Below are 13,512 nucleotides of genomic sequence, written 5' to 3'. Positions count from 1 at the left end.
GCGGGACATCGTGGAGCGTCTACTCGACGGATGCCGCGCCGGTGTCCCGTTCGGTGCCAACCAGGCTCGCGCTGGTCCGCGAGCGGGACGTGGTGGAGCGTCTACTCGGCCGATGGCGCGCTCATGTCCCGTTCGGGTGTCGATGGTTCGGCTGGGGCGCGGCGGGGTCAGGGGTAGTGCGTCAGGTGTCTATGGCGTTGTGGCGGCGGGATTCTATGGCGGTGCGGCGTTCGTCCCAGCGGCTTGGTTCGTCTTTGCGGCGGGGTGGGCGGTCGTTGGCGATCAGGACGGCTACCCAGGGGAGGGGGATGGAGACCGCGATGATGAGGATGGCCAGGAGGGCGCTGCCGAAGGTGCTGTAGGCGATGGCGGCCAGTACCAGGCAGGGGATGCGGAAGGCCATGATGATGGTGTACCGGCGGACCCGGGCGCGGTGCTGGTCTTCCAGCGACGGCTGGGCCTCGGTGATCAGGACCGGATGCTTGTTGTCGTTGCCGGGGAAGTACCCGGCCGATCGACCGGAGGCTGGCGGCATCGTCACGTCCGGGCGGTCACCACGGCCGATGTCGTCGGCGCCGGGGGTGTCGCCGTGCTGCTGCATACCCTGAGTCTTCCACTGTCGGAGCCGCGGCGCACACAGCGTGGTCAGCCGGACACCCGACCGTGATCCGTCACCCCTCGAAGTGATACGGCATCATTGAACCCGTGAGCACCGACACCAAGGTTCGCCCGGATTCGACCACCGACGAGTCGACGAGCGACGACACCCCGAAGTTCTTCCACTACGTCAAGAAGGACCGGATCGCGGAGAGCGCCGTCATGGGCACCCATGTCGTCGCGCTGTGCGGTGAGGTCTTTCCGGTGACGCGGTCGCCCAAGCCCGGTTCGCCGGTCTGCCCGGACTGCAAGAAGGTCTACGACGGGCTGAAGAAGGGCGAGTGAGGCTGCTGCGGCGCCTGCGCGGGCGCCGCGGACGGCGGTCGGGATGTCTCGACAGCTGACGGCGGAGGCTCCTCCGCCGTCTCGGTGGTCGTCGTCTTCGAATCGTCCTTGTCCTGGTCCGAATCGCCGCCCCACTGATTGGCGATCCACTCCTTCACCTGCTCGAGTCGGGTCGCTCGGGCAGGCCAGAACTCCTGCACGGCGGCGTTGAACTCCGCGCCCAGGATCACCGCGAAGCCCAGGAAGTACGTGAACAGCAGGAACGCGATCGGCGTCGCGAGTGCGCCGTAACTCACACCGGTCTTGGTGACCCAGGACAGATACCGCCGCAGCCCTTCACTGGCTGCGATGAAGAAGACAGCCGCGACCATCGCCCCGCCGAAAAGCCGGTGCCAGGGCAGCGACGTGTGCAACGCCAGCTTGTACAGCGTGGTCAGCACGATGATCAGCAACAACCCGACACCCGGGTAGTAGAAGAAGTCCAGCAGTTGCAGCCCGGTCACCCGCCACGGCTCCGGCAGCACCCGCCCGATCAACGTGGGCCCGAGCGCCACCAGCGGCAGGATGAACACCGAGGCCACCAGGAATCCGACATACAGCAGCAGCGCGAAAATGCGCTGCCACACCGGATGTCGCAGGTCCTGCTGATCGTGCGCCTCGACGATCGCGTCGACGAAGGTCGACATCGCCGACGATCCCGCCCACAGCGACAGCACGAACCCCACCGACACCACCGCGCCGCGCCCCTTGCCGAGCACGTCGCTGACGGTGGGCTCGATCAGGTCGGACACCACGGCGGGGCTGAACAGGTCCCGGCTGAACGAGATGATCTTGGATTCGACGATCTCCACGGTGTCCGGCCCGAACCAGGTGCCGACATAGCCGAGGCTGCCGAGGACCCCGAGCAGCAGCGGCGCCAGCGACAGCGTCTGCCAGAACGCGCCTGCCGCGGACTTGGTGAAGATCGAATCGTCCCAGGCTTTCCCCGCCACCCGCACTACCAGCCTGGTGGTCTGTCTGCGGGCGCGCCGCAGGCGGATGGTCGCCCGTTTGGGCCAGCTCAGCTCCCGCGCGGCGATACCACCGCTGAGCGACGGTATGTCGGTCCTCAGTGGCTCGCTCGGCGGGGCGTTTTCGTGGGTCATCGTGCCTACAGCATCGCGCACCTGGGGTTCCCGCACTGGATTCCGGGGGCTACGTGTCGTCGGGCAATGGGTGAATTCCGGCGTGTCGGTAGTTGAACATGTGATGCCTATCGCCCATGCCGCGTCGGTTTGGCAACACGCCGTGCGGGGCCAGTAGGGTCGACTGCGTGACTGGGTCGGGTGGCGCCGCTGTGGCGGGAAAAGCGGAGACACCGGGCGATTCGGTAACACCCCACGCTTCGGGGACGCCGAACAGCTCCGGTACATCGGGCGGCGGATCGCTGCGTGCCTGGCAGCGCCGGGCCTTGACCAAGTACTTGTCGAGCAAGCCACGCGACTTCCTCGCGGTGGCCACGCCCGGCGCCGGTAAGACCACGTTCGCGCTGCGGGTGGCCGCCGAACTGCTCGCCGATCGCACCGTCGACCAGATCACCGTCGTCGCCCCCACCGAACACCTCAAGCACCAGTGGGCGCAGTCCGCGGCCCGCGCGGGGATCGCGCTGGATTCGCGGTTCTCCAACGCCACCGGCGGCACCTCCGGCGACTATCACGGTGTCGTTGTCACCTACGCCCAGGTCGCGTCGCACCCCTCCCGGCATCGCGTGCGCACCGAAAACCGCAGGACCCTGGTGATTCTCGACGAGATCCACCATGCGGGCGACGCGAAGAGCTGGGGTGAGGCGACCGCCGACGCGTTCGGCGACGCCACCCGCCGCCTCGCGCTCACCGGAACCCCGTTCCGCAGCGACGACAGCCAGATCCCGTTCATCACTTACGAACCTGACGAGTCCGGTTTCCCGCGTTCGCGCGCCGACCACGCCTACGGCTACTCCGAGGCGCTGGCCGACGGCGTGGTCCGGCCGGTGGTGTTCCTCGCGTATTCGGGCGAGGCGCACTGGCGCGACAGCGCGGGCGAGGAGTACACCGCCCGCCTCGGCGAGCCGCTCAACGCCGAACAGACCGCCCGCGCCTGGCGCACCGCGCTGGACCCGGCGGGCGACTGGATCTCCGCGGTGCTGCGCGCCGCCGACATGCGGCTGCGTCAGTTGCGCAGCACCGGCATGCCGGACGCGGGTGGTTTGGTGATCGCCACCGACCAGGACCGGGCCCGCGACTACGCCGAACTGCTGGAACACATTTCGGGCGAGAAACCCGCGCTGGTGTTGTCCGACGACCCGGACTCCTCGGACCGGATCGGCCAGTTCGCCGCGACCACCCAGCCGTGGATGGTTGCGGTGCGCATGGTGTCGGAGGGCGTGGACGTGCCGCGTCTCGCGGTCGGCGTGTACGCGACCAGTGCTTCGACGCCGCTGTACTTCGCGCAGGCCATCGGCCGCTTCGTGCGTGCCCGCCGACCCGGCGAGACCGCGAGCGTGTTCCTACCGTCCGTGCCGGTGCTGCTGGATCTGGCCGCGCAGCTGGAATTGCAGCGCGACCATGTCATCGGCAAGCCGCACCGGGAGAAGGACGGGCTCGACGACGAACTGTTGATCGACGCGAACAAGCAGAAGGACGAGCCGGGCGAGGAGGAGAAATCCTTCGTCGCGCTCGCCGCCGACGCCGAGCTAGACCAGGTGATCTACGACGGATCCTCCTTCGGCACAGCCACTTTCGCTGGCAGCGACGAGGAGGCCGACTACCTGGGCATCCCCGGCCTGCTCGATGCCGACCAGATGCGCGCACTGCTGCGCGAACGGCAGTCCCGCCAGATCGCTGACCGTGGCGAGCCCGCCGCCGCCCCCGATCCCGGCCCGCAGGTCGCCAGCGCGGCCGAACGGGTCGCCACCGCGGACCGATTGGGCGAGCTGCGGCGGGAACTCAACAGCTTGGTCGCCATGCATCACCATCGCACCAACAAACCGCACGGCGTGATCCATGGTGAACTACGTCGCGAATGTGGCGGGCCCCCAACAGCATTGGCATCGGCCGATCAGCTGGCCGAGCGGATCGCGGCGTTGCGGCGGATGTAGCAGCGTAGGTCGTGAATCCGGCCTAGTGCCAAGGGATTCGCCTAGCTCAGGCAGACGTGGGCCAAGCGGCCATCGCGCAGTCGATGGACTGTGTCAGTTCCGCCAACGACGCACCGTCCCGGGCCTGGATCGACAGACCGTACAGCACGGTGGTGTAGAAGCGGGCCAGTGCGGCGGTGTCGGCCTCGGCCGTCAGATCACCCTCCGCGACACCGCGGTCCAGTCGACGACGAATGTCTTCGGTTGTCTCCAACCGTTTTTCGACGAGGAAGTCGCGAATGCTCTCGCTCCGCGTCGTGTAGGTGGACCCGGCGAGCACGACCATGCAGCCGTGCGGTTTGTCCTCGACGGTGTAGGCGATCGCGTTGTCCCGCAACATCGCTTCGATGGCGGCCCGCGCCGTCGGCTCCTCGCGCAACGCCCGCTCGGTGTACCCGCCATCGGTCTGCCCGTAGAGCTCGACGGCAGCCCGGAACAGTGCCTCCTTGCCGCCGAACGCGGCATACAGGCTCGGCGAATTGATGCCCATCGCGGAGGTGAGGTCGCTCATCGACGAGCCCTCGTAGCCGTGTTCCCAGAACACCTCCATGGCGCGGCGCAACGCGTCGGTGCGGTCGAAGGCGCGCGGTCGTCCCCGTTCGGCCATGGTCGGTCCTTTCTGTGTCGAACGTTAAATATACCCCTTGACGCCGTGGCCTTCATGCGCTTAGCTATTTATGTACTGATCGACACAGAATTTGGAGGACTACCGATGTCGGATCTCACGGGCAAGGTGGCACTGGTGACCGGCGGCAGCCGAGGCATCGGCGCGGCAATCGCACGCAAGCTGGCCGCCGATGGCGCCGACGTGGCGATCACCTATCAGAGCGCCGAGGTGCAGGCGAAAGCCGTTGCGGCGGAGATCGAATCGCTCGGTCGCCGGGCCGTGGCGATCCGGGCGGACAGTGCCGACGCGGGGGAGGTTGTTGCCGCGGTGAACCAGACCGCGAGCGAGCTGGGCCGTCTCGACGTCCTGGTGAACAACGCGGGCATCTTCCCGGCGAAACCGTTCGAGGAATTCACCGTCGAGGAGGTCGACCGCGCGTTGAACATCCATGCGCGGGCCGCGTTCGTCGGCGCGCAGGCCGCGGTGGCGCACATGACCGGTGGTGGCCGGATCATCAGCGTCGGCACCAACCTGTCCGAGCACGCCCCCTTCGGTGGTCTCTCGCTCTACAACCTGAGTAAGTCGGCGCTGAACGGATTCACCAAGGCACTCGCGCGCGAACTCGGTCCCCGGGACATCACCGTGAACCTGCTGCAACCGGGATCCACTGTGACGGACATGAATCCGGTCGACGGCGGGCACTACGACGCGCAGATCGCACTCACCGCACTCGGCCGTTTCGCGAAGCCGGAGGATATGGCGGAGATGGTGGCATTTCTCGCGGGCGACTCCGGCCGCAGCGTCACCGGCGCGATCTTCACCGTCGACGGCGGCACCAACGCTTGACCGGACGAAATCAGTTGTCCCGTCGATGGGCCATGATGCCGGACTATCCCGAGAAGTAGCGACCGGGGGAGACGCCGACAGCACGGCGGAACGCCGCGACGTAGGCGCTCGGGGTGGCGTAGCCGACTCGGCCCGCGATGCGGGCGATCGGCAGTCCGGCGGCGAGCAGCGGTAGCGAGCTGGCCAGGCGGATCTGGGTTCGCCACTGGCCGAAGGTGATTCCGGTTTCCGCGATGAACAAGCGGGCCAGGGTGCGCGGGCTGGTCGCGGCGGCCGCCGCGAACTCTGCCAGGGTGCGCGGGTCGGCGGGATCGTCGGTCAGTGCGTCGGCCACCTGCCTCGCGCGGGTGTCGGTGGGGCGGTGGGCGCCGATGGGGATCACCTCGACCGGCTCGAGCAGATCGAAGACCACCGCCTCCGCGCGTTCGCGGCGCGCGGCGGCGGTGGCGGATGCTCCGAGATGGTCGAACAACTCGTGCAGCAGGCGGGTGACGCGCAGCATGGTCGGCGCGGTGAAGGTCACCGGGCATCGCTCGGGCTCAACGTAGATGCCGCGCATTTCCGCGCCGTCGGCGCTACCCGTGCGGTGCCGGGTGCCGCCGGGGATCCACAGCGCTCGCGTCGGGGGCAGTACCCAGCGGTCGTCGGCCACCTCGACGGCGATGACTCCCCGTGCGGCCCAGGCGATCTGGTGCTGCGGATGCTCGTGCGTGTCGAACCAGTGTCCGGCGGGCAGTACCCCGGCACCGAACACCATCGCCGTGGCCCCTGGCGGGACCCCGTGTACCGAAGATTGGCCGTTCTGCGACACAATATGTCACCGTAGCCGCTCGTGGTCACGGTTGTCCGCTCCTAGCGTCATGGGCATGGCGATGAACCTCTTGCACCGACTGCTCTGCCGCTCAGCGATGTGGGAACGAGCCAGTGCGACGCGGATCGTGCCGTGGGCGCTGTCCGGACTGGATCTCGGGGCCTCGGCGTTGGAGATCGGCCCCGGCTACGGTGCGAACGTGCGCGCGCTGCTCGACCGCGCCGACACCCTCACCGGCGTCGAGATCGACCCGGTCCTCGCCGCCCGCCTGCGCACCCGGCACGGTTCGGCGATCACCGTGGTGGACGGCGACGGCGCCGACATGCCGTTCCCGCCACGGCAATTCGATTCGGTGGTGTGCTTCACGATGCTGCACCACGTGCCGACCCCCAGTCAGCAGGACGCGCTGTTCGCCGACGCACTGCGCGTCCTGCGCCCCGGCGGCGTCTTCGCGGGCAGCGACGGAATCGACAGCCGAATGTTCCGGCTGATCCACCTCGGCGACACCTGCGTACCGGTACCCCCGGAGACCGCCGCCGACCGATTGACGCGCATCGGCTTCACCGATGTCGAAATAGAAACCGGCACAACGAGTTTCCGATTCCGAGCCCGCCGCCCGAGCTGAACGGCGAACCCGCGCCCGATCAGGCCGGTGTCGGCGACAGCTCCCCGAAGTAGTCCGCCGGGTCGAGCGCGTTGATCGGCACCCACCGCGGCACTTCTGCCGCCACGGGCGAATCATCCTGTGCGCCTCGGAAATACCCCTGCACCTCCAAGGCGAGCCGCGGGTTCTCGTCCACCCGCCGCGCCATGTCATAGAACACGGCCAGCACATGCAGGCACCGCGCTGACCGCGCCTTGCACGAGCAGTCGGTACCGGCCAGCACCGGCGCGAGGGTGACGCCCGCCGCGACCACCGCCTGGTGCATCTCATCGGTGAGGACCGCCGTATCCGGGATGAGCTCGCCGATCGCGGTGATCGCCGCGCGCGGCAGCGGCGCCACCTCGAGGTGGGTCACCGACGCCTCGTTACCGCGATGGATGGCGGCGCGCACGACGCGCCCTTCGATGGTGATCTGCACGCCGCCGTTGCGGGCGACGCTGCGGGCCCGGGGGAGCAGTGGGTCGGGCCGGGTCTGGCGAATCGGCTCGGCCAGCCGCACCCAGTCCATGCCCCACTTGGTGTAGCCGAATTCGTTGTCCGCCATCAGTTTTCCCTCTTCCGGCGCAGGATTTCGACGAGTTGGTCGTCGTCGAGGCGGGCCAGCGCGGCGATGCCGGCCGAGTCGCCGAGATCGGAGAGCGCGGACTTGCGGTCGTGCATGCGGGCGATGTGCTCTTCGACGGTGGTGGTCGAGGTGAGGGTGGTGACGGTGACGGTGCGGGTCTGTCCGATGCGGTGCGCCCGGTCCGACGCCTGCGCCTCCACCGCCGGGTTCCACCAACGGTCGAAGTGGATGACGTCGGCGGCGCGGGTCAGGGTGAGCCCAGTGCCTGCCGCGCGCAGGCTGAGCACGAGCACGGGCGGCCCGTCCTCGGCTTGGAATCCGGTCACGATGGCGGCGCGCTCGGCCTGGTTCAGGCCACCGTGGAAGAACGGGGCGGCGATCCCGAACTGCTCGGCGAGATGGCGGACCAGCAGCTCACCGGACTGCCGATACTGGGTGAAAATCAGTGTCGGAGCGCCCGTCTCGAGGTTGTTGGCCAGAATATCGGTGCACAGATCGAGCTTTCCGGACCGGCCTGCCAGCTCGGTGAGCTCGCCGGTGACCAGGCCGGGGTGGTTGCAGACCTGCTTGAGCGCGGTGAGCGCCGCCAGCACTCGGCCCTGTCGCTCTACGCCGGAACCGAATCCGTCGTCGATGGCGCGATCGAGCAGCTTGTCGTAGAGCTCTTCCTGTTCGCCGGTGAGATCGCACAGCAGGTCGGTGTGCATCTTCGCTGGCAGCGACGCGGCGACCTGCGCCTTCTTGCGCGCGAGGACCACCGGTTCGATGGCGTCCTGTAACCGCGCCGCCGCGGCCGCGGAACCCTCCTGGATCGGGCGGACGAACCGCCGCCGGAACTGCGTCTTGTGCCCGAACAGCCTGGGCGTCACCAGGTTCAGCAGCGCCCACAGCTCTTCGAGATGGTTCTCCACCGGCGTGCCGGTCAACGCGACACTCACCTCGGCGTCCAGCGCCCTGGCCGCCTTGGCGAGCTGCGTGCGCGGATTCTTCAACGCCTGCGCCTCATCGAAAACCGCGGTCGCCCAATGCTGATCGTCGAGCAGCTGCCCGTGCAGTCGCAGCGTCGGATACCCGGTGACGACGACGCTCCCCGCGGCGGCGTCGAGCGGCCCACCGCGCCACACCACTACCCGTAGCGCGGGCGCGAACCGGTCGATCTCATGCGCCCAGTTGCCCACCAGCGAGGTCGGGCACACGACGACCTGTGGTCCACCCGCAGCCCTGCCGAGCAGAAAGCCGATGGTCTGCACCGTCTTTCCGAGCCCCATCTCGTCGGCCAGCACGGCCCCTCCGTGCGCCGCGGTGGTTTCCCGCAGCCAGCTGACCCCGCGCACCTGATAGGGCCGCAGATCGGCTTTCAGGGCCGAACGCAATTCCGCGGCGACGGACTGCGTTTCGCGCAATGTCCGGATCGCGCGCTCAACGGACACGATCGAGGTACCCGCCGCGTTGGGCACGGCGTTCGCCGCGATCGGCAGCTCGACGTCGCAGTCGTCCCGCAGCGTCGTACGCCAGCCGCGCACCGACGGCCCCGCGTCGGTGATGTCCAGTGCGGCGAACGCCTCGGGATCGATCAACGCGCAGTCGACGTCGGCGACCTCGATCGCGCCGTCCGCGCCGACGGGTACCGCGAGTGCGACGGTCTCCCGCTCGCCGAACGAGGCCGGTGCGGGCCCGATGTGCTGCCCGGTCCAGGTCCACAGCGCGAATATGTGACGGTCGGGCAGATAGGTGGCCTGTGTGCTGCGCAGAGCTAACCCCTTTATCGGCGTATGGTGTACGAAGTATCTGAACAACGTACAGAGTACCGAGTTTGTTCCGAGGAGTCCCGTGGCCGATGAATCCGCCGTCGAACAGGCGAAACAGTTGGTGGGTCTGCTGTGGCGGCACGAGCTTCCGCCACGACCGGGCGGGCGGGGGCCGAAACAGACCGTCAGCGTCGACGCCGTGGTCGACGCGGCGGTCGCCCTGGCCGACCGTGACGGGTACGCGAAGGTGTCCATTCGCGCGGTAGCGGCCGAGCTGGGCCTGCGCCCGATGAGCCTGTACACCTACGTGCCGAGCAAGGACGCGCTGACGGTGCTGATGGTCGACGCCGTGGCCGACGAGGACGCGCCCATCTCACCGCACTTGCCGGTACGCGAGCGGATGGCCGCCGTCGGCAGGCAGGCGCGGGCCGAGCTGATCGCGCATCCGTGGCTGCTGGAGGTGTCGCCGTGGCGTCTGGTGATCGGCCCCGGCCGGATGCGCCGCTACGAGCGGCAGCTGGCGGCCATCGACGGGATCGGCCTGTCGGACGTCGCGATGGACCGGGTGATCGCCGTGCTGTCGGAGTTCGCCACCGGCAACGCCCGCATGGCGGTCGCCGCGCACCGCGACACGCAGGTGATGACCGATAGCCAGTGGTGGGAGGTGCACGGACCCTTGCTCACCGAGGCCATGCCGTCCGATTCGTTCCCTTTGTCGTCGCGCGTCGGCACGGCGGTCGGCGAGCTGTATCAAGCCCCCGCGGACCCGGCCGGTGCCTTCGAGTACGGCCTCAACCGCCTGCTGGATGGGATCCTCGGCGAGCTGAAGGTCCCCGGACACACCAACAGCGGGCGATCCGTGGATCGCCCGCTGCGGTAAACGGTGTTCTGTTGTCGGATGTTGTTGTGTCAGGACGCGAGGAGTTGATCAGAGGGCGGGAGCGGACGCCGTATCGATCACGGCTTCCAACTCACGCAGTCGATCCATGTGTTCGTTCGCGTGGTGCTGGCAGAAGAGCAACTCTCCACCTGCGGGCAGAACGGCGCGCACTCGTGCTGCCGCCCCGCAGCGGTCGCAACGATCGACCGCGGTCAGTGGGGTGCTAGTCAGGGTTCCTGGCATGACTCCTCCGTCCTGGCTCCCGGTTCACAGACCGTTTGCCTGGTGTGGGGCCCGTGGTCACTCCGCGGGCTCGCTACCGCTACTTCCCAGCAGTGGTATGACTACTCTGTCAGACGTTCGGGACGGGGGCTTTGTTCCCGTAAGTGATTCTGTGTGTTTTCGATAACACGACCAGGGATTTCGCTACAGGCGAACATGCCAGGTCACGCTACGAACTCCGTTTGGTCACCACCTCGAACAGGCCGATCCAGTTGTCTACCGGGAGATTACCCGTGACCCACGACACTCACACGCTTGTTCACATATGCACTTTGGGCGAGTGGCTTTCCGCTCGGCAAACGGGCGAGTACCGCGCGCCCTCGCTCGACGAGGTGGGGTTCATCCATCTGTCCGCGCCGCAGCAGGCGCACCTGCCCGCCAACCGGCTCTTCGCGGGCCGCCGCGATCTGGTGCTGCTGCGACTCGATCCGGCCCGCCTCGGCGCGCCGGTCAAGTGGGAGCCCGGCGTGCCGACCGACCCGGACTCGATGCTCTTCCCGCACCTGTACGGGCCGCTGCCGACCGGCGCGGTCATCGCCGTCGAGGAGTTCCAGCCCGGTCCGGACGGCGTGTTCGCTCAGCTCGCGAAGTAGTTCAGCGGTCGCGGACCTCGCGTGCCACGATGGCCGCCTGAACCCGCGACTGCACACCGAGTTTCGTCAGCACCCGGGACACGTGCGTCTTCACCGTCGTCTCGCCGATGAACAGACGACCCGCGATCTGCGCGTTGGACAGCCCCTCACCGAGACAGTCCAGCACCTCGCGTTCGCGCTCGGTGAGATCGGCGAGTCCCCGCGGTTCCGGTTCGGCCGCATCGGTATTCGTCGCGGCGAACGCGGTGATCACCGCCCGCGTCACCTCGGGCGCGAGCACGCCGTCGCCCGCCGCCACCGTGCGGACCGCGTCGATCAGCGACTGGCCCGACGCCGACTTCAGCACGAACCCCGACGCGCCCGCCCGCAATGTTCGGAAGACGTACTCGTCCAGATCGAACGTCGTCAGGATCAGCACCTTGGCCAGCCCGCCTGCGGTGACCCGTTCGGTCGCGGTGATCCCATCCACTCCGGGCATCCGCACATCCATCAGCACCACATGCGGCCGCAGCGCTTTCGCTTGGGCGACCGCGACATCGCCGTCGGCGGCCTCGCCGACCACCTCGATATCGTCCTCGGCGTCCAGGATCATCCGCAGTCCCGCGCGAATCGCGGCGTGGTCGTCGGCGATCAGCACTCGGATCGTCATGACGCACTCGCCGCGGACAGCGGGAGGGTCGCCAGCACTGCCCAGCCCTGCGAATCCGGTCCGGCCGTGAAACTTCCGCCGAGCGCGGCGGCCCGCTCGCGCATGTTGATCAGACCGTGGTGCCGATCCCGGTTTTCGTTGTGCCGCAACGCCACCGCCGGTGTCGGGTTGCGCACGGACACCCGCAGCAGCCCGTCGGCCACGCGCACGTCGATGTCGACCCCTTGTCCTGGTGCGTGTTTCATGGCGTTGGTCAATGCCTCCTGGACGATCCGGTACGCGGCCTGGTCGACCGCGCTGGGAAGTTCGGTGTCACCGAGGTTTTCGCGTACCCGCACCGTGACCCCGGCCGCCCGCGCGGCATCGACCAGGATCGACAGTTGCGCGAGCCGCCGCGGCGCGGCCACCTCGTCCTCGGCCTCGCCGTCGCTGCGCAGCAATCCGATCATCGTGCGCATCTCCTGTAGCGCACTGACGCTGTTGGTGCGCACCGACCGCATGATCCCCAGGACCGCGGGATCGGCCTCGCGGCGGGCCAGCACACCCAGCGCCGCCTCGGACTGGATCGCGATGGCCGACAAATGCCCGGCGATCACGTCGTGCAGGTCGCGTGCCATCGTGGTGCGTTCGTCGGCGATGGCGGCGCGGCGGTCGAGGTCGCCGACGAGGGTCAGCGCCTGCGCGCGAGCACGTTCGGCCTCGGCGATCTCTTTATGCGTTCGCACCGTATTCGCCCACCACAGCGGGGTCGCCACGAAGGCGAAGATGGCGATAGCGGCAAGCGAGACGGACCGCACGTCGCGGGTCAGGCTCAGCGTCACGATGACGATGAGGACCGAGAACGCCGCCCAAACCTTGGTCACGTTCCGCGACGCCCGTCGGCTCGCATACAACACCGTGGCGTAGATCAGGTCGCCGTAGAACACCCACACCGGCACCGTCGGCCCGAGCCAGAGGTCAACGGCCAGCGGCACCAGCCCGGCGAACATGGCCAACAGTGGCGTTCGACGACGCAACGGCATCACGGCGCAGAGTGCGGCGAGCACGCCGAGCCGCACCAGCAGCGGCACATCCAACCCGTGCCGGGTCAAGACGCCGAGATCGGTGAGATACAGCGCGCCACCGACGGCGAACACCAGCACCGCGCCGATCGCGTCACGCCCCATCTCCGGAATTTCCGACCATTGCCGCACGCCTCCATCACAGCACAGCCCTGACCAGGCGCCATCCGCCGAAGTGATGACCGGCCCGCCGGCCGAATCAGACATCGGGCTAGCCTGGACAGCGTGAATGTCGACGTGACCGCCCTCCCCGGAATTGGCGTCAGGAAAGACTTCGAGGTGCGCTCCGGCCGCCGGATCGGAGTGGTCGCGCACCGCGACGGCGACATCGACCTGATCGTCTCCAAGCTGGAGGATCCCGACGCCTGCGCCGCGCAGATCCCGCTGAGCATCGACGAGGCGGCCGTGCTCGCCAACCTGCTCGGCGCGCCGCAACTGGTCTCCAAGCTGAACGACGAGCACAGCGACCTGCCCGGCATCACCACCCGGCAGCTGCCGATCGCCGACGAATCCCCGTACGAGGGCCGCACACTCGGCGAGACCGCGATGCGCACCCGCACCAAGGTGTCGATCGTCGCGGTCATGCGCGCCGGGCAACTGCATCCCTCACCCGGCCCCGATTTCACCTTCACCTCAGGCGACGTCCTCGTCGTCGTCGGCACACCGGACGGCCTGGACGCCGCCGCGAAGATTCTGACGCACGGCTGAAC

General features: G+C 68.3%; 16 protein-coding genes. 7 read left to right on the top strand and 9 right to left on the bottom strand.

Features of this window, described 5'->3' with window-relative positions; all coding sequences use genetic code 11:
- Positions 1-181: 181 nt before the first annotated feature.
- Positions 182-535 carry a DUF3099 domain-containing protein gene (locus KV110_RS28680; RefSeq protein ID WP_246634793.1) on the bottom strand — a complete coding sequence of 118 codons (354 nt, stop codon included), beginning with the start codon at positions 533-535 and terminating at the stop codon, positions 182-184.
- A gap of 170 nt (positions 536-705) precedes the next feature.
- On the opposite strand from KV110_RS28680, the gene KV110_RS28675 reads away from it, so the two are divergent.
- Positions 706-942 (top strand): DUF3039 domain-containing protein, encoded by a 237-nt coding sequence (locus KV110_RS28675; RefSeq protein ID WP_218470335.1) that lies wholly within the window; start codon positions 706-708, stop codon positions 940-942.
- Here KV110_RS28675 and KV110_RS28670 read toward each other — a convergent pair.
- Positions 915-2,087 carry a YihY/virulence factor BrkB family protein gene (locus KV110_RS28670; protein ID WP_218470334.1) on the bottom strand — a complete coding sequence of 391 codons (1,173 nt, stop codon included), beginning with the start codon at positions 2,085-2,087 and terminating at the stop codon, positions 915-917. The genes KV110_RS28675 and KV110_RS28670 overlap by 28 nt on opposite strands.
- A gap of 281 nt (positions 2,088-2,368) precedes the next feature.
- On the opposite strand from KV110_RS28670, the gene KV110_RS28665 reads away from it, so the two are divergent.
- Positions 2,369-4,057 carry a DEAD/DEAH box helicase gene (locus KV110_RS28665; RefSeq protein ID WP_218479010.1) on the top strand — a complete coding sequence of 563 codons (1,689 nt, stop codon included), beginning with the start codon at positions 2,369-2,371 and terminating at the stop codon, positions 4,055-4,057.
- 46 nt (positions 4,058-4,103) lie between these two features.
- Here KV110_RS28665 and KV110_RS28660 read toward each other — a convergent pair whose 3' ends face one another.
- Positions 4,104-4,703: a TetR/AcrR family transcriptional regulator gene (locus KV110_RS28660; RefSeq protein WP_218470333.1), complete on the bottom strand. Its 600-nt coding sequence runs from the start codon at positions 4,701-4,703 to the stop codon at positions 4,104-4,106.
- A gap of 105 nt (positions 4,704-4,808) precedes the next feature.
- Here KV110_RS28660 and KV110_RS28655 point away from each other — a divergent pair, with 105 nt between their 5' ends.
- The gene (locus KV110_RS28655; protein ID WP_218470332.1) at positions 4,809-5,549 is read left to right on the top strand and encodes an SDR family NAD(P)-dependent oxidoreductase; all 741 of its coding nucleotides are present in this window, start codon (positions 4,809-4,811) and stop codon (positions 5,547-5,549) included.
- A gap of 43 nt (positions 5,550-5,592) precedes the next feature.
- Here KV110_RS28655 and KV110_RS28650 read toward each other — a convergent pair whose 3' ends face one another.
- Positions 5,593-6,360, bottom strand: coding sequence for an AraC family transcriptional regulator (locus tag KV110_RS28650; RefSeq protein WP_246634044.1), 768 nt, complete (start codon positions 6,358-6,360; stop codon positions 5,593-5,595).
- 55 nt (positions 6,361-6,415) lie between these two features.
- On the opposite strand from KV110_RS28650, the gene KV110_RS28645 reads away from it, so the two are divergent.
- Positions 6,416-6,985 carry a class I SAM-dependent methyltransferase gene (locus tag KV110_RS28645; RefSeq protein WP_218470331.1) on the top strand — a complete coding sequence of 190 codons (570 nt, stop codon included), beginning with the start codon at positions 6,416-6,418 and terminating at the stop codon, positions 6,983-6,985.
- A gap of 19 nt (positions 6,986-7,004) precedes the next feature.
- Here the strand turns inward: KV110_RS28645 and KV110_RS28640 are convergent, their stop codons facing one another.
- Positions 7,005-7,568 (bottom strand): SWIM zinc finger family protein, encoded by a 564-nt coding sequence (locus KV110_RS28640; RefSeq protein ID WP_218470330.1) that lies wholly within the window; start codon positions 7,566-7,568, stop codon positions 7,005-7,007.
- Entirely contained in the window at positions 7,568-9,301 is a 1,734-nt protein-coding gene (locus KV110_RS28635) for a DEAD/DEAH box helicase (protein ID WP_218479008.1), read from the bottom strand. Before KV110_RS28635 ends, KV110_RS28640 begins: the two co-directional genes overlap by 1 nt.
- Positions 9,302-9,419: 118 nt before the next feature.
- Here KV110_RS28635 and KV110_RS28630 point away from each other — a divergent pair, with 118 nt between their 5' ends.
- Complete coding sequence (locus KV110_RS28630) at positions 9,420-10,217, top strand: TetR/AcrR family transcriptional regulator C-terminal domain-containing protein (protein ID WP_218470329.1); 798 nt, start codon at positions 9,420-9,422, stop codon at positions 10,215-10,217.
- A gap of 48 nt (positions 10,218-10,265) precedes the next feature.
- On the opposite strand, the gene KV110_RS41665 is transcribed toward KV110_RS28630, so the two are convergent.
- A complete protein-coding gene (locus tag KV110_RS41665) occupies positions 10,266-10,460 on the bottom strand; it encodes a DUF7455 domain-containing protein (protein ID WP_246634043.1) in 195 nt (64 codons plus the stop codon).
- 311 nt (positions 10,461-10,771) lie between these two features.
- On the opposite strand from KV110_RS41665, the gene KV110_RS28625 reads away from it, so the two are divergent.
- Positions 10,772-11,092: a DUF952 domain-containing protein gene (locus tag KV110_RS28625; RefSeq protein ID WP_393540160.1), complete on the top strand. Its 321-nt coding sequence runs from the start codon at positions 10,772-10,774 to the stop codon at positions 11,090-11,092.
- 1 nt (position 11,093) lies between these two features.
- Here the strand turns inward: KV110_RS28625 and KV110_RS28620 are convergent, their stop codons facing one another.
- Together KV110_RS28620 and KV110_RS28615 are read right to left on the bottom strand one after the other, a co-directional pair.
- Positions 11,094-11,741 carry a response regulator gene (locus KV110_RS28620; protein ID WP_218470327.1) on the bottom strand — a complete coding sequence of 216 codons (648 nt, stop codon included), beginning with the start codon at positions 11,739-11,741 and terminating at the stop codon, positions 11,094-11,096.
- Positions 11,738-13,009, bottom strand: a complete 1,272-nt coding sequence (locus KV110_RS28615; RefSeq protein ID WP_246634042.1) for a sensor histidine kinase — start codon at positions 13,007-13,009, stop codon at positions 11,738-11,740. The genes KV110_RS28620 and KV110_RS28615 overlap by 4 nt, the downstream gene beginning before the upstream one ends.
- Before the next feature lie 18 nt (positions 13,010-13,027).
- On the opposite strand from KV110_RS28615, the gene KV110_RS28610 reads away from it, so the two are divergent.
- Complete coding sequence (locus KV110_RS28610; protein ID WP_218470326.1) at positions 13,028-13,510, top strand: cation:proton antiporter regulatory subunit; 483 nt, start codon at positions 13,028-13,030, stop codon at positions 13,508-13,510.
- Positions 13,511-13,512 lie beyond the last annotated feature (2 nt).

Source organism: Nocardia iowensis, assembly GCF_019222765.1.
Classification (GTDB): Bacteria; Actinomycetota; Actinomycetes; order Mycobacteriales; family Mycobacteriaceae; genus Nocardia; species Nocardia iowensis.
Note: the sequence above shows the minus strand (reverse complement) of the source record. Positions and strands in the feature narration are given on the sequence as shown.